We start from the raw sequence: 22,835 nt of genomic DNA on the forward strand, positions 1-22,835 counted from the left end.
TATGGAATCATTAATGATTGTACTTGTCGGTATTCTAGTGGCAGTCGCTACATATTTAATCCTCTCTCGTAGTGTCATACGTGTGATTGTCGGCACCGCCATTTTATCTCATGCCGTTCACCTATTGTTATTGACGGTCGGCGGGTTAAAGAAGGGGAGTGTGCCGTTATTAGGTCAAGCGGCAGCACCGTATACCGATGCTTTGCCACAAGCATTAATCTTAACAGCAATTGTAATTAGTTTTGCCGTTACGGCCTTTTTACTTGTGCTGGCTTATCGTATGTATTTAATGAACGGAACCGATGATCTAGGGGAACTTGGAGGGTCATCAGATGAATAATATAATTGTTTTACCAATGATTGTGCCGATTATAACGGCCGCATTATTAGTATTTTTAAATAACAATATTAAACTTCAACGTGTTGTAAGTTTAGTAACTATGATTTTTATAATAGGGATTTCTGTTGTCCTGTTACAGCTTATTCAGACAGAAGGTATTATGCGTATAGACTTTAGTGGTTGGGCACCGCCGTTCGGTATTTTATTTGTAGCCGATTCATTTTCGGTACTTCTTGTTTTAACGGCAAGTATCGTTACGGCAATCTGTTTAATTTATGCTTTTTCCACAATTGGCGAGCGTCATGAAAAAATGTATTTTTATCCGTTTGTCTTGTTCTTACTGGCAGGTGTGAACGGTTCGTTTTTAACAGGCGATATTTTCAATTTATTCGTTTGTTTTGAAGTAATGCTTTTAGCGTCATATGTATTAGTTGCATTAGGCGGGGGAAAGATGCAGCTGCGCGAGTCGATTAAATACGTGCTCATTAATGTTGTCGCATCATGGATTTTCCTCGTTGCACTGGCGTTTATGTATGGAACATTAAAGACGCTTAATATGGCGCATATTGCACAGCGTGTTGCAGAAGCCGGCCAAGATCCGTTATTAACGGTTGTGGCACTTGTTTTCCTAATTGTTTTTGCTTTAAAAGGAGGCTTGCTGCTGTTCTTTTGGCTTCCTGGTTCATACAGTGTGCCTCCAACAGCAGTACAAGCATTATTTGCGGCGCTATTAACAAAAGTCGGCATGTATGCATTGTTCCGTACGTTCACGCTCATGTTCCCGTTACAGCCGGAAGTTACGCATACAGCGATCGGTGTGATGGCAGGGCTGACTATTATAGCGGGATGTATGGGCGCATTTGCCGGGCGAGATGTTCGGACAATTGCTACGTATAACGTCATCATTAGTGTTGGCTTTATAATGGTGGCACTTGCGATCGGAACTGAATCGGCAATGGCAGGCGCGGTTTATTATTTAATCCACGACATGCTTGGTAAGGCGCTACTGTTTTTACTTATAGGTACAATGGTGCTATTAACAGGGGAAATTGTCGTGAAAAATATGAATGGATTAATTCGAATTTATCCGGTATTTGGCTGGCTGTTCTTTATTATGATGTGTGCACTTGTCGGAATTCCACCGTTAAGCGGATTTATCGGAAAAGTATTGATCGGCCAGGGTGCTGTTGAAGCAGAGGCCTATATTTTACTGGCCTTGGCATTCGGCTCGAGTATCATCGTACTCTACTCATTAATGCGTATTTTCCTTGCTTCATTTTTTGGAGAAACATCGATTAATGAAGAGGACAAAATTCGGATGCCACGCGGTGCGATGGTATCGTTTGTGCTATTGACGATTTGTATCGTTGCTTTAGGAGTTGGCGCAGAAGGGCTGGCAGTTTATGTGAATGATGCAGCTTACACATTATCCAACCCTTCCGTATACATTGATGCGATATTAAATACGAATAAATAAAGGAGGGTGAGCACATGTTAGGTCAATTTATTATTAATTTATTTATTGCGGCGCTTTGGTTTTTGTTAAAGGATGATCCAACTGCAGACTTTGCGACGTTTATGTCAGGCTTTTTAGTCGGAACATTGATTTTATATGCTATGCACCGATTTTTCGGAACACAGTTTTACTTGCGTCGTGTATTAAAGATTATTAAGCTCATCCTCATATTTATTCGAGAGCTGCTTTCATCAAGTATTTCTGTATTAAAACAAGTACTGGATCCACAGATGAATTTTACACCGGGTATTTTTACTTATGAAACAAAATTAAGAGGAGACTACCAAGTGACGACATTGGCCCTGTTATTAACGTTGACACCGGGTTCTGTTGTAATGGAAGTCTCAGAAGATAACAGTACGTTTTATATTCATGCGATGGATATAGAAGAATCGAAAGAAACGGTACTCCGTTCAATCGGCAAGTTTGAACGTGCCATTTTGGAGGTGACACAATGATCGATTTGATTTTAAAGACGGCACTTGTTCTATTTATGGTGGCAATCGGACTATCGCTATTCCGTGTGATAAAAGGGCCGTCATTGCCTGACCGCGCAATCGCTCTTGATACAATTGGTGTCAATCTAATTTCTGCGATCGCCATCGTGTCGATTGTTTTAAAAACAAAGGCATTTTTGGAAGCCATTTTAATATTGGGGATTTTAGCATTTATCGGAACGATTGCATTCTCGAAATATATAGAAAGAGGTGTCATTGTTGAGCGTAAATCAGCTGATTGAATTAATGGCGGCACTTCTTATCTTGTTTGGCGCAATTGTGAGTGTCATTAGCGCATTCGGCATGATACGTTTACCAGATGTGTACACACGCTCACACGCAGCAACGAAAAGTGCGACACTCTCTGTATTGCTTTGTTTGTTCGGCGGGTTCATTTACTTTTGGATACATGATGGCTATGTGAGTATTCGCCTCATTTTAGGAATTATCTTCGTTTTCATTACAGCACCTGTTTCCGGGCATTTAGTATGTCGCGCTGCATATCGTTCACGCGTACCACTAGCTGAAGGTTCTGGAGACGATGCGTTAAATGAAATCCTGTTCGGCGAAGAAAATTTGCAAGTAAAAGAAGAAGTGGAAGCTACATTGAAAGAAATTAAGTAATGAGTTGAAAAGCATTTTAAAAGTGATGACATGTCGCTTTTAGAATGCTTTTTTTAGTGGATAAAAAATAGGGCATTGTGGATAACTTGTAGATAAAGTTTCGCATTTATCCATAGGTAAGGGGACAGTTATATATTTTTTAACTAAGCATTAGTACAAGAAATTAAATTATTCGTTTTTTTATGAGAATTGGTAGGTTTAACTTAGAAAGATGTGACGATTTTTAGAACAAATGAAAATATATTCGAATATTTTTTTGAAATCTTGTTCTAAAATAGAATTCCACAATATTTTTTGTGGATAAGTATAATGCAATCTGTTGAAAAATCGTGATTAAATTGTGGATAATCAACGTTAATGTGTATAACTTTGTGGATAAATAGTATATGTGGATAATATTTCTCGATTTATTGACAAATAAGCTCGTTTTTTATATAGTACATTACAACACTAATGCACCGGATAACTTGGAAAGGAGGATCTCTTTGATTTTTAATACACAGAGTACGATGCCTATTTATATGCAAGTAGCGGAATGGATCGAAAATGAGATATTGGCGGATCGGCTGCTTCCGGAAGGAAAAGTTTATTCCCAGTATCAGCTTGCCGAAATTTTTAATATTAATCCGGCGACCGCAGGAAAAGGGCTGACAATTTTAGTAGAAAAAGAAATTTTATATAAAAAGAGAGGGCTTGGAATGTTCGTAATCGGGGATGCAAAACATCGGATTTTAACAACCAGACGAAGTGATACATTGACGAAGATGGCAAAGGAAATCGTAGAAGAAGCAAAACGTTTAGGCGTGATGGATGAAGATTTGATTGAACTGATCAGCCATATTCAAAAGGAGGGGTGAACGAATGATTTTTTGCGAACAAGTGGAAAAACGATACGGCAGGAAAATGATTTTGACACAGTTATCTTTTGAAATTACGGAGCCAAAGATTATTGGGCTTATTGGACGCAATGGTGTCGGCAAGTCGACATTGCTAAAAATATTGGCAGGGCATGTAAAAACGTCGGACGGAAAAATTGAAGTCGTTGGTAAAAGACCATTTCAAGATTTAACGGTTGCAGCAAACACCATTTTTATCGAGGATGCGATGACATTTCCATCTGTGATGAATTTACAGGAAATTCTTGAATCGGGTGAAAAGTTTTATAAAAACTTTGCAACAGAATTAGCGTTTGAACTATTGAAGTTTAGTCGGATATCCGAGAGAAATCACCACCACCACCTATCAAAAGGTCAAAAAGCAGTGTTCAATTTAATATACGGTATTGCCAGCCGCTGTGCGATAACATTGCTGGATGAGCCAACGAATGGCATGGATGAGAAAATCCGTGATGATATGTACCGCGTTATTTTAAAGGACTTTCTGGCATATCCACGTATAATGATCATTTCCAGCCATTATTTAAATGAAATTGAGCATTTAATCGAAGACATTTTACTGTTGCATGAAGGGAAAGTTGAGTTATTCGCACCTGTTGAAGAAGTGCAGCAGCTTGCAGTAAAGCTAGTAGGGCAAAAAGAGAACGTGGAGCCGTTATTAAAAGCGTATGAAGTGCTTGTGTCATATGAAAACGACCCAATTTTTGAAGCCATTGTGAAAAACAGTGGATTGCCATTACCTGAAGGAGTGAGGATGCAAAATCTATCGGCAAGTGATGTATGCAAAGTGTTGACGACATCGAAAGGAGGTTCCGTTGATGACATCTATCGTAACAGTAAGTCCAATGCGTAATATTTTTGAGCAGGTGAAGTGGAAATGTAAGGCGTATAGCTCGATGTTCAGTACGGTGTTAATAGTATATATTTTAATGGGGTTACTTTCAGGTGGTATGAGTGGCACTGTAGGAAGAGGCGTCAGTTTTGCAAATTATAAAGAGAAATTCTATTCACTGGACGGATTTTTCATTTATACAATCATGCTAATGTTGATTTTAGGGTGGATGCTCGCTTCGAAGCAGCTTTCCCGTCAAAACTATTCGATTGTAACGACAAACCTGACAGAAGTCGTATCGACAGGAATATTCTTTATAGTTTTATGTATTTTTACACTTGCAGCTGCGATTAGCACTTTAACTATTTCGGTTTTAATCAATCTGTTGAGTACGGGAGAGCAGAATATATATTACGACTCTACTATATCACTTACTGCAATTAGCGGTTTTATTGTTTGTGCATTACTCGCTGCATCGATCGGCTATTTTTTGCATGCTGTGTTTGATTTCTCAAAGATCGCTTTTATCATACTCGCTGCCGGTATCTTCTTGCTAATTCGGCAATATACGTATGATACATGGCAGTTTGTTTTTGGTGATGGAACAATGCAGATTATCGGGCGAAGTGCTGTTTATGTCATTGTTATTTGGCTTCTGATTGCATTGATCCGCCAGAAAAGAGAGGTGACACGCATATGAGTGGTGTTTTGATACTTCTCCTAATAATAGGTATAGCTATGATATTTACAAACATGTTAGTTTCAAAGGTACAAATTTGGAAGCCGAAGCGGACGTTTTGGTTTGCAGTAGTTTACTTTAGTTGTGGAATAGTAGCGCTTGTTTATTTGCTGTTTGTGTCGGGCAATGTGGAAAAGTTTGCTTCTGATAAAGTTTTACAGCAGCAAATGGAGGAAACTGAGCAGCTGGAGATAGATTTAAAAAATCGCCGGTTTGAAAGTTTGAAAGAAGAGCACTTAAAATTTACAAAAACTTTTGAAGCAACGGAAGAAAATATTGAAGTTGTACGCAATCAAACAGGCCATTACTTACCGGTCGTTATTTCATGGACGGATTCGGCTGACAATAAAATAGAAGCTTCTTATTATGAAACACCGCTGTACTTGAATCGAGTTTATATTTCGCCGTATGTTATAGCACCAAAAATTGAGTGGAATGAAAATAAACTGTACATTGTGGAGAGCGAAACGGAAATCATGGCGAAATCAATGCGTTTGTCTATGGAACTATTTAACTCTTCTGAGTATGAAAGCTATAATAATCCACTCAACGAATTAATTGGTAAACGGATTTTACACTTGAATGTTCCGAAACAGTTCAATATTATTGATAAGGATGGGTGGTATTAGTAGCTGCTTAAAACTCACAATGAATTGAGCGAATAAATTGAAAAAGTTATTGAAAATAATCATTTTTATAGGTATTGTCTATCTATTTTTATATATAAATAATAATTGGCTTGTCACAACCGATTATGTACATGAATCAGAGAAAATTCCGGAGAGCTTTGATGGCTACCGGATTACCCAAGTGACCGATCTTCATGATGCGACATTCGGTGAAAATCAATCACGGTTAGTAGAAAAAGTAAGGGCTACCAAACCGGATGCTATTTTCATAACAGGTGATTTAGTTGATAGTCGCCGCTATGACTTGGAAAACAGCTTGCAGGCTGTCCGCCAGTTAGTCGATATTGCGGACGTATACTATGTACTGGGTAACCACGAAGTTGCATTGAATTTAACAGATGAAATTTATACGGCTTTAAGTGAGCTCGGTGTCCATGTATTGCCGAATGATGCGGTACAGTTGGAGCGTAACGGAGAGCACATCGTCATTGCGGGTATTGAGGACCCGTTAATGGGAAAAGAAGTGGGCCAGTCGATTGATGAAGCGGTTTACAATATGGATCCGGATGCATTCACAGTGTTATTGTCGCACCGTCCTGAGCTGTTTGAGGCATATGTTGAAAAGGATATCGATTTAGTATTAACAGGGCATGCACATGGTGGCCAAATTCGTCTGCCATTTATCGGAGGGCTTTTTGCGCCAACACAAGGATTCATGCCAAAATACACTGCAGGAATTTATAAGCAGCAGGAAACGGAAATGATAGTAAATAGGGGATTAGGGAACAGTCTGTTTCCTTACCGGATCTTTAATCTGCCTGAAATTTATGCTGTTGAGTTGAAAAAGGAAAGCTAGTTAGTAGTTTTCTAATATATGCTGCGTGTTTTCTAATAAACTCAGAAAAGCTCTAATATATTGTGAATGGCTAATAAATGAACAAGAAGTTCTAAAATAGGGTCCCTTTCTTCTAATAAACAGGTAAACTGTTCAAATAAAGTATTCCATTGTTCTAATAAAATCGAAGGGGCAATTCCGTTTCTAATAGCGCAAAATATTCGTAAGCTTGTGCAGAGTATCGTAAAATAAGTGAAAACAGATTTTAGGAGTATGCAAATGGAAGGGATTATTACATTACTTGCAATGGTGGGAATCATTGTAATGATCGTGCGTTTTATGCCGAAAAAAGGCGTGAAATATATTACGACAAAAGAACTGCAGCCTTTACTGGAAGACGAGAAATATGTATTTGTGGATGTCCGGACGGAAAAAGAATATAAAGAGGCCCACATTCCTCAGTTTATTAATCGTCCGCTTGGAACTTATTTAGGGGATTTGCCGAAAGATCGGCCTATTGTTGTCATTTGCCAAAGTGGTGCGCGCAGTAATAAAGCATGCAAGGAACTCGTAAAGCTCGGTTATACCGATATAACAAATGTTCGACGAGGGATGAATGGACTACGGGCAGGATAAAGCAGTAGAAGCTAACGAATGGTTCAACCCATCATTAGCTTCTTTTTCATTTATCCCGCATTAACGGGTAGTAAGACGCCAATCTCCAGGTTTAGGCAGGGCAAAGGAATAGGCGGGAGATCAACTACCCGTAAAAGCCCGATTGGTTCAACTAACAATCCGTAGGGGAAAACCCCCACGGATTGAAGTTTCACTTTATTGTACAGCTTCTTTCATTGCCTCAATCAGCGCTTCAGCTGAAACGGTTTTTTCACCGCCGCCTTGTACAAGTGCATCATTTCCGCCGCCTTTACCATTAATGAGAGGTAAAGCAGCTGCAGAAATATCTTTCATCGATTTTGTTTGCTCACTTCCGCGTGCCGCAACAAATTGTAGCTTGTCTTCATTATTTGCAACGAGCAGGGCGATTACATCACCGTTTTGCTGTGTAATAAAACGTGCCAGCTTCTGCAGGCTCTGAATCGAGCGGTTTTCAAATGTCGCTGCAGCAACTGTTTCGCTTGCTAATTCTTTTGCTTCGAATTCAAGAAGGGCTTCTTGCGCTTCCGTTAAATTCTTCTCAGTTTGTTTTGCTGTTTTCGCGAATTTACGCAACGCATCAGCTGCCTCTTCTTCCGGTGCGCTCAATTGGCGTGCCACATCGCTTAAAACTTGTTTACGCATAGCCAGCTGCTGTAAAACGCGATTACCGCAGACGAAGTGTACACGAATCTGCTTCTTCATTTTCTCTGTAGATAAAATTTTCAACAAGCCTACTTGTCCGGTAGAAGTAGGATGTGTACCGCCACAGCCATTGTAGTCATAGTCTGGGATAATGACTAAACGGATATCTTCGTCGACTTTTACATCTTTCCGTAAGTTATACTGCGCTAATTCTTCTTTTGTCACCCATTTAGTTTCAATCGGACGGTTTTCCAAAATAATTTCGTTAGCCCGTTTTTCTACTGCTGCCAGCTGATCTTCCGACACTTCGCCAACATTTAAATCGATTGTGACAAGCTCTGTTCCTAAGTGGAAGCTCACTGTCGCCATATCGAATAATTCGACAAAGGCTGCTGTTAAAATATGTTGTCCCGCATGTTGTTGCATATGGTCGAATCGGCGCGACCAATGAAGTTTCCCGGATATTTCCCCGGAAATATTCGACACATCGGCTTCCGTATAATGACGAATTTCCTCTTCAATTTTCTCAACATCGATAATTTCCAATTCATTAATCCAGCCGGTATCATGAGGTTGCCCGCCACCAGTAGGATAAAATGCAGTATTGTTTAGTACGATAAAATTTCCTGTTTCGTCTTTACCTGTTTTCACCACTTGTGCCGTAAATTCTTTCATCATTGCATCTTCGTAATAAAATAGATTTTTCAAAGTCCATCACTCCTTAATTTCTAGTTTGTCATATGAAAACGTTGCTGTCACGGTGTAATTGAATGATTGTTATTTGACGCGGGGCAATTTTCGTTTATGATAAAATAGAAGCATTTCCCGGAAGGAGCATGAATATGAATATTACGCAATTTTCAATAGAAGAAATTTTAGATCCGACAAAGATTATTGAAGGTAAGCGTTATGAGTTTTTATTAGATGTAGAAGTGGATGAGGAAGATGAACTGTATTCCGCTGCAGGATTAGAAATTCGCGTAATCGTTGGGGTAATTGACGACAACGTACGCATCGTGAACTATTTTATTACGGACAAAGCAAATAATGAGTTTTTGGATTTTGCATTGGAAGAAGACGAAGAGGCGATGATTTTAGCATTTTGCAAAGAGGAATTATCTGCTGATTCAAGTGAAACAGAAGCTGAATAATCAGTATAAAAAAGGTAGCGCATGCGCTACCTTTTTTAATCAATATATTTTGTTTTTAACTGGTCTGCAACAATTCCGCCGATTACCATTAAAGCTAACGGCAAGAAGTTTGATAGGATTTTTGGTAAGCCTTCAGGAATGACAACATCCATACCAGTAAAATGATTTAAGCCCATAATAATCAGTTTTACAACCAATAAAAATGCCCCTAATAAAAATACGCTATCAAAGAACGCTTTCCATTTCGGATACGCCAATTTCTTACTATCTCGAATTACTTTTTCTTTCAATTCTCCGTCACTCCTCAACATTTCATCGATAGTGATGCCAAACAAATCACTCAAATCAATGATTACTTCAATACTCGGATAGTTCTTCCCAGTTTCCCATTTAGAAACGGATTGGCGACTAACATGAATTTTTTCGGCAAGATCCGCTTGTGACCAACCTCTTTTTTCTCGCTCTTTTTTTAATCGTTCACTAAAAATCATGTGAGTCATTCCCTTCCTTGTTTTCAGTATTGATGAAGTATTCGGGTAAAGTAAAGATAGTTATAGGTGCGTGAGGGCGCAACCTCGTGTTGCCACGGCAATTTACGCAGTTTAATCATACATTAAGATGATCCAAAAAAGAAAAAATAGAAACAGGAGTATCCTGCAAAATTACTTTAACGGGATACTCCTGTTTTGTTTTAATAAAATATTTTACCAAGCGGCAATTGCGCCATCTGTACGTGGTTCTGTTCCACCGTACAATACGCCTGTCTTCTGGTCGCGCCATATAATTTGACCGCGTCCGAAACTGCCGCCATCGACTGCAACATGAATTTCATGGCCTTTACGCTGCAATGCATGCACTAAATAACTAGGAAAGTGCGGTTCGACTTCAATGCGCTTTTCACCAATCCATTGCCATCTCGGCATATCAAGTGCTGCCTGAGGGTTGAGTGCAAAGTCGATTGTGGATGTAACGACCTGGAAATGCCCTTGAGGCTGCATATAGCCACCCATTACGCCGAATGGACCAACCGCTTCATTATCCTTAGTCAAGAACCCTGGAATAATTGTATTGAAAGTTCGTTTTCCAGGCTTTAAGAAGTTCGGATGTGCTTCATCGAGAGAGAAGTCATACCCGCGGTTTTGAAGTGTGATACCCGTTTGAGGAATGACAACTCCTGAACCGAACCCCATATAGTTACTTTGAATGTACGATACCATATTCCCATCTGCATCGGCTGTAGCCAAATACACCGTACCGCCTTTTGGAATATCGAACCGTTTCGGATCAATTGCCGTATCTTTAATTTCGGCGAATCGTGATTCTCCATATGTTTTTGATAAGAGTGTTTCGACATCTACCGGCATGTCATTTAATTCTGTGACAAATGCTTTACCGTCCGTATATGCAAGCTTCATCGCTTCAATCTGATTATGTAATGTTTGTGCATCCTGCCATTTTGGCTCGGCATGCTGATAAATATTCAATGCCATTTGTGCAACAATACCCTGGCCATTCGGCGGGATTTCCCATACGTCATAGCCTTTGTAATGTACTTTAATCGGGTTTACCCACTCGGGCGTATAGCTTGCCAAATCTTCCTTTGAAATAAAGCCATTATGTTCTTTCATGAAAGCATCGATTTTATCTGCGATTTCGCCCTTGTAGAAAGCATCACCATTTGTTTTGGCAATTTTACGCAATGTATCTCCGTGTGCTGGGGAGTTCCATACTTCACCGATTTCCGGCATCCGTCCATCGATTGAAAATGTATCAAACCAGTGTTGGAATTCTTCGGATGTGAAATTCTTTTTATACTTTTTATAGGCAGATTGCCAGTATTGTCCGAGTGTTACGGAAATCGGATATCCTTCTTCTGCATAGGAGATGGCAGGGGCCAATACTTCGCTTAACGGCAATTTCCCGAATCGCTTCGATAAGGCTGCCCATGCTGATGGAGCGCCTGGAACAGTAACCGGGATAACTCCATGCATTGGAATTTTATCTAATCCCCGCTCTGTTAACGCTTCTTTGGAAATCGATTTGGCAGAAGGACCTGAAGCATTTAACCCGTAAAGCTCATCCTTCATCCAGACGAGCGCAAATGCATCCCCGCCGATTCCATTTGATGTAGGTTCAACAACAGTAAGTGCTGCTGCTGTTGCGATTGCTGCATCGACTGCGTTACCGCCTTTTTTCAAAATATCCAGTCCGGCCTGTGCTGCGAGCGGCTGGGATGTTGCGACCATTCCGCGATTAGCTATGACTGTATTACGTTTGCTTGGAAACGGATAATGTAAATAGTCCAAAAATAATCCCCCTTTTGATTTAATGACGCAATAAAAAGAATATTACAATTATTTTAGTATAAAAAGCAGGTTTTTACAATTTAAATATTTCACAATCCGAAATAAAAAAATGTTCGGAAAGGGGATTCGCTTTCCGAACAACTTCATAGTCATATTATTTTAGCAATTCATCAATCCAACGCTGCACTTTTAAGCCTTCCTCGAATGGTACGACAAATGCTTCCTCGCCTAAAATTACTTTTCGGCATGCCTCAAGCATTGTTTCAGGGGTTTCGGTAAGGGTAATTTCCACTTCCGGCTCATATGCTTTGCTTGTGTAAACTTCGGACCAGTTTCGTAATGTTACAACTTTATCTGTTCCGAAAATTTTAAAGTCGATGCGCTCTTCCTGTCCAATGCCTGCAAGCCCGTTAATGACCATTGGGATGCCGTTTACTGTTTTCGCCAAAGCAGATACTCCAACTTCGCACAGCGCTTCATCTTCAGGATAAGCTGTTTCATGCGCCAAAATTTCAACATCACCGAATAAATGGTGCGTTAATTGCAAATAATGCGGGAAAATCTCCCGAATAAACCCGCCTTGCTCACGTGAAGCAATCCAAGGGTTTTGCTGCCATTTACGCGGCCATTCAGGGAAATACGTATGCAACTCAATACGTGTAATGTCACCCATATCTTTTGCCAATTCTTGTTTTAGCCGATGGACTGCCGCACCGTACATTAACGGAAAATGCATCGCTGTTTGTACATTTGCTTCGTTTGCAATGCGTACCATCGTTTCTCCGTCTGTAGCATCATGGGCAAGCGGTTTTTCCGATAGAATATGTATTTTGTGCTTTGCGATCTCAGCCGCTAATGCTGCGTGGCTGACAGGCGGTGTGCCAATATACACCCAGTCCGGTTTTAAATACAATAGCGCTTGTAAATCATTAGTAGTGGGTACATTATATTTAACGGCCAATTGTGCTGTACGTGATTCATTCGTATCAAAAATTGCCGCAATTTCATAATGTTCATTTTGTAGTACTTGGTTAATAATGCGTTCACCGACAACACCGGTACCGATAATGCCAATCGTCGTTGTTTTAGTCATTTAGATTGCTCCTTTGCGAAATGTAGGATTTTTCTGATAGTTAGTGTAACATATTTTGGGAATACATAGGATTACAAAACATCAAGGAATGATATGCTATAAATAGAAACAGTTTTCGGTAGCATGTTAAAAGAAGAGAAAAGTGTATTGAGGAGTGGATCAAGTATGAAAGTTGTAGTTATAGGAGGCGACGCGGCAGGAATGAGTGCAGCAATGGAAATTGTGCGCAATAATAAGGCTGCCCACGTTGTCGTATTGGAAAAAGGGGAGGTTTATTCATACGGACAATGCGGATTGCCGTACGTAATTAACGGGAAAGTCCCTCATACAGAAGATTTGATTGCAAGGGATGTCGAGGAGTTCCGCTCGAAATACGGAATTGATGCACGCATTTTCCATGAAGTGACAGCAGTTGATACAAAACTGCAAAAAGTGAGTGGCATTGATGTAAACAGCAAGGAGCCATTCGAATTTATATACGATAAACTGCTCATCGCTACAGGAGCATCACCGACTATGCCGAAAATCGAAAATGCCCAATTAAAAGGGATTCATACAGTAAAAACAATTCCGCAAATGAATGAACTGATGGAACAGCTGCCGAATGTGAAGCACGTCACGGTCATCGGTGGGGGCTATATTGGTCTGGAAGTTGTTGAAACAGTACGGGAGCGCGGTCTGGATGTGCGTCTCATTCAACGCGGAAGCACATTAATGTCGATTGTTGATACGCAGCTGACAGATATTATTTATGAGGAAGCAGTCAAAAATGGTGTGGAAGTATTATTAAATGAAGATACGATAGGCTACGAAGGAACCGAATTTGTGGAGGCAGTTCGGACAAATAGTGGTGTGTATAAAACAGACCTCGTCGTCGTCGCGACAGGAGTACGTCCAAATACACAGTTTGCTCAAGGTTTTGCCAAGCTGGAAAACGGGGCACTTATTGTCAATGAAAAAATGGAGACTTCGATTGCTAATGTGTATGCGGCAGGGGACTGTGCATCTCATTTTAACCGTGTAAACCAAAAGGATGATTACTTACCGCTTGGGACGACAGCAAACAAACAAGGGCGAATTGCCGGGTTGAATATAGCCGGTTTTAATCAGAAGTTCCGGGGAATTGTCGGGACATCCATCTTAAAGTTTTTCGACCTGCATATCGGCATGACAGGATTAAATAATGAAGCCGCAGATCATTTAAATGCACTTGTAGAAGCGTATGTAATGGAAGTAAATGATATTGCAAGCTACTATCCGAATGTCCAGCCGATGAAGCTTCGAATGCTTGTCGAACAGCAAAGCCGCAAGCTAGTTGGTCTCCAAATAGTAGGAAAGCACGGTGTTGATAAACGGATTGATGTATTTGCGACAGCGCTTTACAATGAAATGACCTTTGAGGAATTGTTGGACTTGGATTTAGCGTATGCACCGCCATTTAGCGGCGTTTGGGATGCGATTATGCAGGCACCCAAACGCTATGGTAAAAAAGAATAAAACGTCAAAAGCTCCAGCTACTATTGGGAAATAGCTGGAGCTTTTTGGTGCTTAACTTCTATTAGTAGCATCTACCCACCTCTATGAAAGGTTGCAAGATGGCTGGAGGAAGTGTTTATATTTGTTTTAAGTGTGTGTATAAACACTCGCTAATTGAAGTTAAAACCTCGGGTGGATATCCAACGTTTGGATACAATTACGCTGTGACGTAATCGGCAAAGAGGTGTTAGTCAAATTTGTTCAAATTAATTATGTATAGTTATGCGTTCACTCATGCTAGCAGCTATGACTTTCTGCAAAGGTGGAATCATGATGAAGGCTCACTACTTGTTTTGAACTTAACCATACTATAGCGCATAATTATTAACAAAACGCCATTTTAATGAATATGTAAATAACATGTAAAATATCGAATTATATAGCAAAGCCTTTCGTATCAACGATTTGAAGGTATTTTTAGTGTTTTTTAAAATTATTTTATTGTATTTGTATAACAAAAATATGACATCTGTGACGAAATAAAGGAAAAATTATTTTGGAATAAATAAATTGAAGCAAAACAAACTAAATTTATCATCGAAAAGGAGGAATCATGATGAAAAACGACAGACATGATGTTTTTAACAAAGGATCGGAAAATGCGATAAGTTTAGGGAAAATGATTAACAATACAAAAGAAAATATACACGAGGCTGAAATTAGTAAAGAATTTGCATTTCCTGAGGAACTGGAAAATATTGAAGAAAAAAATGCACGTCGCAGAACAGCTATTGCCCAAATGGAAGAACAAATCAGAGAAAGAAAAGCAACCAAAGCTAGAAGAGACTCATTCAAATAGCCTTTTCTTAGTTTATAAATGAATAACCCGTTTTAAACGTTAATCTTAATTTTAGATTAACGTTTTTTTATGTATAAAACAGAACTAAGTTTTAAGAGATTTTTGTTCGGAAGTTTTCATTTTCATACTAAAACTATCATACAGTGTTTTGGGAGAGTTCTTCTATTTTAAATGGGATTGCTCAAAATAGTTATTTGCACCAACCAAATGACTTGAAGGAGGCTTTAAATGAAGGTAACAGAGTATTACCAAGCATCTGTACAAGAGGTAATGAAAAAGTTAGATGTGACGCAATATGGATTAACTGATTACGAAGTCCGTGGCCGCCAGAAAAAGTATGGCTATAACGAATTAAAAGAAGGAAAGCAGAAAAGTATTCTCCAAGTTTTCTTCGAGCAGTTTCAGGATTTTTTAGTGCTCATTTTAATTGTTGCGGCCATTGTTTCAATCTTCCTTGGAGATACAGACAGTTCCATTGTCATTTTAATCGTTATTATATTAAATGCCATTCTCGGAACGGTTCAGCATGCACGAGCAGAAAAATCATTGAACAGTTTGAAAGAAATGGCGGCACCCGTTTCAAAAGTTAAACGTAACGGGGAAATTATTGAAATACCATCTAGAAATGTAATAGTGGGGGACTTGCTCATTTTGGAAGCAGGCGATTCTATTAGTGCGGATGGACGAGTAGTTGAAAGTCATAGTTTGCAAATAAATGAAAGTTCATTAACAGGCGAATCTTTGGCGGTCGATAAAATAGCCAATACGATTGTTGAAACAGAGCTTGCGCTAGGAGACAGAAAAAACATGGTGTACTCCGGAAGCTTTGTAACAAATGGTCGTGGGGCAGTAGCAGTTACATCAATCGGGATGAACACGGAGATCGGAAAAATTGCTAAACTGATCGATAATGCGAAAGAGAAAAAAACACCTTTGCAAGTCAATCTTGATAAATTTGGAAAACGCCTTGCTATCGGAATTATCTTTATTTGTATCGTAATTTTCGCTTTGGATATTATTCGAGGGCGTGAGCTGATTGATTCTTTTATGTTTGCAGTTTCCTTGGCTGTCGCGGCAATTCCTGAAGCGTTAAGTTCGATTGTAACGATTGTTCTGGCAGTAGGGACTCAAAATATGGCAAAAGAAAATGCGATAATCCGCAAATTGCCTGCAGTAGAAAGTTTGGGAAGTGTTTCGATTATTTGTACAGACAAAACCGGGACGCTGACACAAAATAAAATGACTGTTCAGGAAGTTTATACGGGCGAGGAATTTTTCTCCTCCAACGAGCTGGAGCCGACCAACCCGAATCATAAAAAATTGCTCGATTTCGCAATACTGTGCAACGATTCCATAATGTTAAAGGATAAAACTATAGGGGATCCGACAGAACTTGCACTCGTAAAATTAGGACATGAGTATGAATTGAGCGAGCAATTGATCCGTGGGCTTCATCCGCGTGTTGCAGAAATTCCTTTCGATTCTACTCGGAAATTAATGAGTACCGTTCACCGAATGGGGAACCGGAATGTCATGATTACAAAAGGCGCAGTGGACGAGCTTATTCCCCGTATTAGCCGTATCGATTCAAGCAGCAGTTCAATTATTACGAGCAAGCAGCTGGAACAGATTAATCAAGCGAATGCTGCATTTTCGAATGCTGGATTACGGGTAATTGCCATTACGTATAAAGAAGTCTTTTCTTCCAATATAAGCGAAAAGGACGAGCAAGGCTTAACTTTTGTCGGACTAATTGCGATGATGGATCCTCCGCGTGATGAATCGGCACAGGCAGTTGCAGACTGTATTGAAGCGGGAATAAAGCCTGTCATGATTACAGGTGACCATAAAATTACGGCAATTGCGATTGCGAAACAGCTTGGCATTTTAAAAAGCCCTGATGAAGCAATTGAAGGAAAAGAAATTGAAAAGCTTTCGGACCGGGAACTGAAAAACAAGGTTGAAAGTTTCTCCGTCTATGCCCGTGTATCCCCGGAGCACAAAATTCGGATTGTAAAGGCTTGGCAAGAAAAAGGACATGTTGTTGCGATGACCGGGGACGGGGTAAATGACGCTCCGGCGTTAAAACAGGCTGAAATTGGTGTAGCAATGGGGAAAACAGGAACGGAAGTGGCCAAAGATGCGTCAGCAATGATTTTAACAGACGATAATTTTTTAACGATTGTCAAATCGATTTCGAATGGGCGGAGTATTTATGCCAATATTAAAAACGCGATTAAATTCCTGTTATCCGGAAATGCTGGGGCGATTTTCGTTGTTTTATATGCGACGCTTTTCACATTACCGGCTCCGTTTCTCCCGATCCACCTGTTGTTTATCAACTTATTGACGGATAGCCTCCCAGCGATTGCGATTGGTTTGGAACCGCATAATAAGAAGCTGATGAAGGAAAAACCGCGGAATATAAATGAGTCATTGCTAAATAAAAAATTCGTATTCCAAGTAGGATTTGAAGGACTAATTATTGCTGCAGTTACAATCATCGCCTTCCAGTTAGGCTTATCAACAGGTGATACAGCAGTTGCGACAACAATGGCGTTTGCAACATTATGTTTATCTAGATTGCTGCACGGATTCAATTGCCGCTCGGAAGATTCCATTTTTAAAATAGGAATTTTCTCGAACTTGGCAGTGTGGATTGCCTTCTTACTCGGGTTTACAATACTGAATTTTGTACTGATCAACGGGTTATTCGAGGTAGCCAATTTGACAAATAACCAATATTTAATGATTTACGGTTTATCATTAGTACCGTTAGTTATTATCCAGGTCCGTAAGCTGTTTTTCGGATCTGCCAAGGCGTAAATAGAAAATTTGATGAACAAAACAGAATATGGCAACTTATTTAGCCGGTTAACATAAAAATAAAGTTAACAAGGTTATGGAAGGATGACATTATTAGCACGACAATTAAACATTTCTTCGGCCAGGCAATGACAGGGCAGGGTATTAAAAATATTTATAAAGAGTTGATGGATGAAGCGAAAGCTGTGTATTTATTAAAGGGAGCGCACGGTTTCAAAGTTTCGGAGTTACTGCAGAAAATCGGGTCGCACTACTATGAAAAAAATGCACACATTGAGTTTTTCCATGATCCTTTATTTGAAAATACGGTCGAAGCTGTTTATATTCAAGCCCCTCATCGTATATTAATTGTTCAAGCGACAAACCCATCTATAGAACCGGAACTGCCAGGGGTAAGGGATCATGTCATTTCCCTTTATGACTGTTTGGATGAACATCACATTGCATTGCGTGGAAATTTGTCTTCGGTAAACGAATCGAAACAAGCCTACTACGACCGGTGCTTTACTAAGCTTTCAAATGCTATTCACATTCATGATGACTGGGAAGTAGAGACGAGAAAGCAAATGGAATGGAGCGGGTTGGATCAGCAGTTTGCTGAGTTGTCGAACAATCTATTTGGTGCAACGAATCGGCAGAAATCCGGCCAGCTTACTCACCGTTTACTTGGAACATTAACTCCAACAGGTGCTCAGGACACAGTACAAAGTATTACACAAAACCTAGAAAAGAGATTGTTTATTAAAGGTTATCCAGGAACAGGGAAGTCTTCGATGATGAAAAAGTTGGCGAACGAAGCGATAAGCAGAGGGTTTGATGTACAACTCGTTTGGTGCGGACTTGATTCCAATTCGATCGATATGGTCATTATCCCTGAACTGAAATTCTGTATTTTTGACAGCACGGAGCCGCATGTGTATTTTCCGGATGAAAATCGTCCTGGTGATGAAATTTTCGATATTGCCCAGCATTGTCATCCGACAGAAGAAGAGGAAAAGAATATAGAAGCAATCGTAGAAAAGTACAAAGCAACGATGGCAGATGCAAAACATTTTGCAGCAAAGTACGCAGAACAGGAAAGGAAAGTCCGTGAAGCAATAGATGCTGCTATCAATTTGGATGAATTCGATAAACGAACAGCCTTACTATTTGAGCTTTTTTAATTAAGATAAGAATTTTAATAGGCATGGGTCCGAATTCATACCGGATCCATGCCTTATTTTTAATGGTAGAACTAAATGGTCAGAATAATTTATAAGTTTTCGAAATAATAAATTTTTTAGGAGCTATAAATTTTACTCAAAAAGAAAATACTGTATGCTGATGGTGAGCTTTTCATTACAAAGGAGGACAACTCATGAATCGTTTTGAAGGAAAAGTTATAATTGTTTCTGGTGCAGGTTCGGGATTAGGACAAGCTGCCACATTACAGCTTGCAAAGGAAGGTGCAAAGCTTGTACTCGTAGATTTAAATCAGGCAGGACTGGATGAAACGAAGAAAAAAGTGCTGGAAGCAGCTCCAAATGCTGAAACATTGTTAGTGACAGCAAACGTAGCTACAGAAAGTGAAGTTGAAAATTTTGTGAATCAAACAGTTGAAAAATTCGGCAAAATTGATGGTTTCTTTAACAATGCGGGAATTGAAGGGAAGCAAAACTTAACTGGAGATTACGGTATTGATGAATTTCATAAAGTTATATCCGTCAATTTAAACGGTGTCTTCTATGGTATGAAATATGTGCTGAAAGTAATGAAGGAGCAAGGGTACGGCTCGATTGTCAATACTGCCTCGGTTGGCGGGATCCGCGGTGTCGGAAACCAGTCAGGCTATGCGGCTAGTAAACATGGTGTTGTCGGGTTAACGCGTAACTCGGCGATTGAATACGGCCAATACGGAATTTCGATTAAAGCAATAGCCCCGGGTGCGATTATGACTCCAATGGTAGAAGGATCACTGCGCCAAATGGGTGGCGATAACTGGGAGGAAGTCGGCAAGGAGTTTGTAAAGCCGAATCCGATGAGACGTTTCGGTAAGCCGGAAGAAGTCGGTTATTTAGTAGCATTCCTGCTATCAAATGAAGCGGACTTCATTAACGCAGCAGTTATCCCAATTGACGGCGGTCAGTCTTATAAATATTAAATGTTTTAATCCCCTTAAAACAAACTTTAAGGGGATTTTTTTCCATTAGATTCTCTTTCTTTTTTAACGATTCAATATCCGGCTTTCCCGTAAATACGTTACTTCGTATTCCTCTGCCAGTCCTTTTAAAAAGGTTAACAGTTCATTGAAATTTGTTGTTTGTATCAATTGTTCGTACTTTTTTTTCTCTTGTTCGGTTGCAACCTTTTTAAAATAACCCCACATATGTTGGCAAGCATTGCGCATGCTGCCTTCTGTTGGAGTTAAACTTAATGCCTGTTCGATCAGCGCTGAAATATCTTCATAAGAGGCTTTATTTTTCATCGCCTGACGAATTGCATTGTAGTGATTTTGGCTATAAAACATCACATTATATTTTTCCTCACGCCAAAGGATTTCCGTCTTTTTTTGATCCATAAAAGATTCCTCCTCCCGCTCCACTTTTGCATAATCTACTAGTTGTTCACATTATATAAGATAGATAAAAGTTTTGCTTTTATGAGGAGTCAAATCCAACTTATAGTGTAAAAAATTTGTATAATGAAGATAGCTTTTAAATTTACTGAATTTACTTAAAATTGAAGAGGAAGAGGGATTCCAATGGTAAATGAACTAACATCAGTGAATGGACAATTAACAGGAGAGTCGGTGTACCGGGATAAACCAGTTATTCAGGCTGCCGAAACAATATTCGTCAATGAATTTACAGATGGTGTGTTAAATCCGAATGCACCTATGTTAGGGCCTTTAAAAGATGGGGGTACAATCATAGCCAATACAGCTCCTGGTTGTTGGGGCCCAATGATTACACCGACGATTCGCGGAGGACACGAAGTAACGAAGCCCGTATATGTGGAAGGCGCGGAAGTCGGGGATGCAATCGTTATTCAAGTTAAGTCCATTCAAGTTACATCGATTGCGACTTCTTCGGGAACAGACGAAGCACAAAATGAACGTTTTATCGGAGATCCTTTCGTAAAGGTGAAATGCCCGGGTTGCGGAAAGCTTCATCCGCCGACAATTGTAGAAGGAATCGGTCAGGAGTCTATAAAATGTATGACTTGCGGGACGGATACAACACCATTTAAAATTTCCAACGGATATACGATGGCATTTAATTCAAAAGGGAATGTCGGATTAACAGTCGGAAAGGAAGCTGCGCGCCGGATTGCTCAAGACAGCAAAAATTATATGCGAACTCCGGAAAATTCGGTTCAAAATCCGATTACTTCATTCGCGCCGAGCGACCTTATCGGGGTACTTGCAAGAATGCGTCCGTTTGTCGGACAGCTTGGAACAACGCCATCAAAAGCAATGCCCGATTCTCATAATGCCGGTGATTTCGGAACGTTTTTAATAGGAGCACCGCATGAATTTACGATGACCGAAGACGAGCTGAATATCCATCGTACAGATGGGCATATGGATATTAACCGTGTGCGCGAAGGGGCTGTTGTCATATGTCCTGTAAAGGTTCCTGGTGGCGGTGTATATGTAGGGGATATGCATGCAATGCAGGGCGATGGTGAAATTGCCGGACATACGACTGATGTATCGGGTATTGTACAGCTACAGGTAAGTGTACTGAAAAAAGTGAACTTGGAAGGTCCCATCTTGCTGCCGATTGTTGAAGATTTGCCTTATACTGCAAGACCTTTTACGAAAGAAGAAAAGCGTATTGCACGGGAATTGGCTGAGGAATTTGGTGTGAAGCAGGTTGAGGAAAGTTTCCCGTTGTCGATTGTAGGAACAGGGGTTAACTTAAATGTAGCTACAGAAAATGCACTCGAGCGAGCGGCAAATTTATTTGAACTGACAGTGGAAGAAGTGAGAAACCGTGCAACCATTACCGGTGGAATTGAAATAGGAAGACACCCGGGTGTTGTAACTGCTACGGTTCAAATACCAAAAACACTTCTGAAAAAAGCCCGATTGTTTAAAACAGTTAAGCGTCAGTATGACTGAATGCCGTCCATCAATTGTTAATTGCAGTAATATCATAGTTAATTAGATAAGTTTTTGTTCTTTATTTTTTGGGAAATAGGAAATTACTAGAAAAGTAGAGGGGATGAAGCGATGCAGCCATTGATCAAGAAGATAGAAGCTCTTGTCATCTCGATTAGCGTTCAGTCCGGTATTGGTATTATTGAAGCAATTAGTGAAAAAGACGGCAATAAGAAAGTCATATTCCAAATTACATCAAAAACGCCTTTAATGACAAAGGACGGGCACCAAATTGGGGCATCTGCCATTCCGGTAAAGGCGAAAATTATTGCCTTTATCGATTCCAGAAATCCGTTGCCGATGGTTTCCCCGCCTCATACAACACCACTATTGATCATTTTTGATCAGTTTGATAAAGATGGCGAAGTATGTGTCGGTGCATTTGACCGGCAGCTTTACTGTGATCAGCTGAAGCTTAAACTCCATGTCAGTGAAAAAACGGAAATAGTGGATTTAATTGGAAAACGAGTGAATCAGAAGGATTTGGAAGGAAAGATGCTGTTCGTTTTTTATGACCGTGCAACAAAAAGCAAACCAGTGCAAGCCAATCCATCAAAAATTATCGTGACCTCTATTTTGCATAACGAATAGTTAAGAGGCATATCGATTTCTATTGTTAGTACGTATGTTTTAAGCAATATTTCATACGAATTGCTGCAAATGAAACGATATGCTATTTTTTTGTGGAATCAGCCTGAAGAAAAGTTAAAAATTCAAAAATGTTACATATACATTTATTTTTTGGTATATTTTTGTATAGAAATAAGGTGGAA

The 22,835-nt window shown here is 39.8% G+C and carries 24 protein-coding genes; 19 read left to right on the forward strand and 5 right to left on the reverse strand.

Annotation, left to right across the window (positions count from 1 at the left end; genetic code table 11):
* Window position 1 precedes the first annotated feature (1 nt).
* The 11 genes from AC0VXV_RS00760 (at window position 2) to AC0VXV_RS00810 (ending at window position 7,544) form a co-directional block, all read left to right on the forward strand.
* The gene (locus AC0VXV_RS00760; protein WP_008407452.1) at window positions 2-340 is read left to right on the forward strand and encodes a Na(+)/H(+) antiporter subunit C; all 339 of its coding nucleotides are present in this window, start codon (window positions 2-4) and stop codon (window positions 338-340) included.
* Window positions 333-1,817 carry a Na+/H+ antiporter subunit D gene (locus tag AC0VXV_RS00765; RefSeq protein WP_413079876.1) on the forward strand — a complete coding sequence of 495 codons (1,485 nt, stop codon included), beginning with the start codon at window positions 333-335 and terminating at the stop codon, window positions 1,815-1,817. The genes AC0VXV_RS00760 and AC0VXV_RS00765 overlap by 8 nt, the downstream gene beginning before the upstream one ends.
* Before the next feature lie 14 nt (window positions 1,818-1,831).
* On the forward strand, window positions 1,832-2,314 hold the full coding sequence (locus tag AC0VXV_RS00770) for a Na+/H+ antiporter subunit E (RefSeq protein ID WP_413079877.1): 483 nt from the start codon (window positions 1,832-1,834) through the stop codon (window positions 2,312-2,314).
* Window positions 2,311-2,595, forward strand: coding sequence for a Na(+)/H(+) antiporter subunit F1 (locus tag AC0VXV_RS00775; protein WP_475529927.1), 285 nt, complete (start codon window positions 2,311-2,313; stop codon window positions 2,593-2,595). Before AC0VXV_RS00770 ends, AC0VXV_RS00775 begins: the two co-directional genes overlap by 4 nt.
* Window positions 2,573-2,977, forward strand: a complete 405-nt coding sequence (locus AC0VXV_RS00780) for a Na+/H+ antiporter subunit G (RefSeq protein ID WP_350479775.1) — start codon at window positions 2,573-2,575, stop codon at window positions 2,975-2,977. The genes AC0VXV_RS00775 and AC0VXV_RS00780 overlap by 23 nt, the downstream gene beginning before the upstream one ends.
* A 485-nt stretch (window positions 2,978-3,462) precedes the next feature.
* Complete coding sequence (locus AC0VXV_RS00785; RefSeq protein WP_475529928.1) at window positions 3,463-3,834, forward strand: GntR family transcriptional regulator; 372 nt, start codon at window positions 3,463-3,465, stop codon at window positions 3,832-3,834.
* 4 nt (window positions 3,835-3,838) lie between these two features.
* A complete protein-coding gene (locus AC0VXV_RS00790; RefSeq protein ID WP_475529929.1) occupies window positions 3,839-4,726 on the forward strand; it encodes an ATP-binding cassette domain-containing protein in 888 nt (295 codons plus the stop codon).
* Window positions 4,692-5,405, forward strand: a complete 714-nt coding sequence (locus AC0VXV_RS00795; protein ID WP_475529930.1) for a silver transporter — start codon at window positions 4,692-4,694, stop codon at window positions 5,403-5,405. Before AC0VXV_RS00790 ends, AC0VXV_RS00795 begins: the two co-directional genes overlap by 35 nt.
* Before the next feature lie 38 nt (window positions 5,406-5,443).
* The gene (locus tag AC0VXV_RS00800) at window positions 5,444-6,073 is read left to right on the forward strand and encodes a glucose-6-phosphate isomerase (protein WP_475529931.1); all 630 of its coding nucleotides are present in this window, start codon (window positions 5,444-5,446) and stop codon (window positions 6,071-6,073) included.
* A gap of 37 nt (window positions 6,074-6,110) precedes the next feature.
* Entirely contained in the window at window positions 6,111-6,929 is an 819-nt protein-coding gene (locus AC0VXV_RS00805) for a metallophosphoesterase (RefSeq protein ID WP_475529932.1), read from the forward strand.
* A gap of 258 nt (window positions 6,930-7,187) precedes the next feature.
* On the forward strand, window positions 7,188-7,544 hold the full coding sequence (locus AC0VXV_RS00810) for a rhodanese-like domain-containing protein (protein ID WP_475529933.1): 357 nt from the start codon (window positions 7,188-7,190) through the stop codon (window positions 7,542-7,544).
* 195 nt (window positions 7,545-7,739) lie between these two features.
* Here the strand turns inward: AC0VXV_RS00810 and AC0VXV_RS00815 are convergent, their stop codons facing one another.
* Window positions 7,740-8,915 carry an alanyl-tRNA editing protein gene (locus tag AC0VXV_RS00815; protein ID WP_475529934.1) on the reverse strand — a complete coding sequence of 392 codons (1,176 nt, stop codon included), beginning with the start codon at window positions 8,913-8,915 and terminating at the stop codon, window positions 7,740-7,742.
* 134 nt (window positions 8,916-9,049) lie between these two features.
* Here AC0VXV_RS00815 and AC0VXV_RS00820 point away from each other — a divergent pair, with 134 nt between their 5' ends.
* Complete coding sequence (locus AC0VXV_RS00820; RefSeq protein WP_413079883.1) at window positions 9,050-9,358, forward strand: DUF6509 family protein; 309 nt, start codon at window positions 9,050-9,052, stop codon at window positions 9,356-9,358.
* Window positions 9,359-9,393: 35 nt separating this feature from the next.
* Here AC0VXV_RS00820 and AC0VXV_RS00825 read toward each other — a convergent pair whose 3' ends face one another.
* The 3 genes from AC0VXV_RS00825 to AC0VXV_RS00835 all read right to left on the reverse strand — a co-directional run bounded on the left by AC0VXV_RS00825 (window position 9,394) and on the right by AC0VXV_RS00835 (window position 12,757).
* On the reverse strand, window positions 9,394-9,849 hold the full coding sequence (locus AC0VXV_RS00825; protein WP_475529935.1) for a helix-turn-helix domain-containing protein: 456 nt from the start codon (window positions 9,847-9,849) through the stop codon (window positions 9,394-9,396).
* Window positions 9,850-10,062: 213 nt separating this feature from the next.
* Window positions 10,063-11,664, reverse strand: a complete 1,602-nt coding sequence (locus tag AC0VXV_RS00830; RefSeq protein WP_475529936.1) for a gamma-glutamyltransferase family protein — start codon at window positions 11,662-11,664, stop codon at window positions 10,063-10,065.
* A gap of 154 nt (window positions 11,665-11,818) precedes the next feature.
* A complete protein-coding gene (locus AC0VXV_RS00835; protein ID WP_475529937.1) occupies window positions 11,819-12,757 on the reverse strand; it encodes a Gfo/Idh/MocA family protein in 939 nt (312 codons plus the stop codon).
* A gap of 165 nt (window positions 12,758-12,922) precedes the next feature.
* On the opposite strand from AC0VXV_RS00835, the gene AC0VXV_RS00840 reads away from it, so the two are divergent.
* From AC0VXV_RS00840 to AC0VXV_RS00860, 5 genes are all read left to right on the forward strand, one after another.
* Entirely contained in the window at window positions 12,923-14,254 is a 1,332-nt protein-coding gene (locus AC0VXV_RS00840) for an FAD-dependent oxidoreductase (RefSeq protein WP_475529938.1), read from the forward strand.
* A 592-nt stretch (window positions 14,255-14,846) separates the two neighbouring features.
* On the forward strand, window positions 14,847-15,092 hold the full coding sequence (locus AC0VXV_RS00845) for a spore protein Tlp (protein ID WP_475529939.1): 246 nt from the start codon (window positions 14,847-14,849) through the stop codon (window positions 15,090-15,092).
* 228 nt (window positions 15,093-15,320) lie between these two features.
* On the forward strand, window positions 15,321-17,918 hold the full coding sequence (locus AC0VXV_RS00850) for a cation-translocating P-type ATPase (protein WP_475529940.1): 2,598 nt from the start codon (window positions 15,321-15,323) through the stop codon (window positions 17,916-17,918).
* Window positions 17,919-18,085: 167 nt separating this feature from the next.
* Window positions 18,086-19,081 (forward strand): nucleotide kinase, encoded by a 996-nt coding sequence (locus tag AC0VXV_RS00855; RefSeq protein ID WP_475529941.1) that lies wholly within the window; start codon window positions 18,086-18,088, stop codon window positions 19,079-19,081.
* Window positions 19,082-19,275: 194 nt separating this feature from the next.
* Complete coding sequence (locus tag AC0VXV_RS00860) at window positions 19,276-20,058, forward strand: SDR family oxidoreductase (RefSeq protein WP_475529942.1); 783 nt, start codon at window positions 19,276-19,278, stop codon at window positions 20,056-20,058.
* Window positions 20,059-20,121: 63 nt separating this feature from the next.
* Here AC0VXV_RS00860 and AC0VXV_RS00865 read toward each other — a convergent pair whose 3' ends face one another.
* Window positions 20,122-20,475, reverse strand: coding sequence for a YbgA family protein (locus tag AC0VXV_RS00865; RefSeq protein WP_475529943.1), 354 nt, complete (start codon window positions 20,473-20,475; stop codon window positions 20,122-20,124).
* Window positions 20,476-20,727: 252 nt separating this feature from the next.
* On the opposite strand from AC0VXV_RS00865, the gene AC0VXV_RS00870 reads away from it, so the two are divergent.
* Window positions 20,728-22,023, forward strand: a complete 1,296-nt coding sequence (locus AC0VXV_RS00870; RefSeq protein WP_475531376.1) for an acetamidase/formamidase family protein — start codon at window positions 20,728-20,730, stop codon at window positions 22,021-22,023.
* 111 nt (window positions 22,024-22,134) lie between these two features.
* A complete protein-coding gene (locus tag AC0VXV_RS00875) occupies window positions 22,135-22,653 on the forward strand; it encodes a hypothetical protein (protein ID WP_475529944.1) in 519 nt (172 codons plus the stop codon).
* The last annotated feature ends 182 nt before the right edge of the window (window positions 22,654-22,835 follow it).

The sequence above is a fragment of the Solibacillus sp. iso_87 genome (assembly GCF_056173085.1).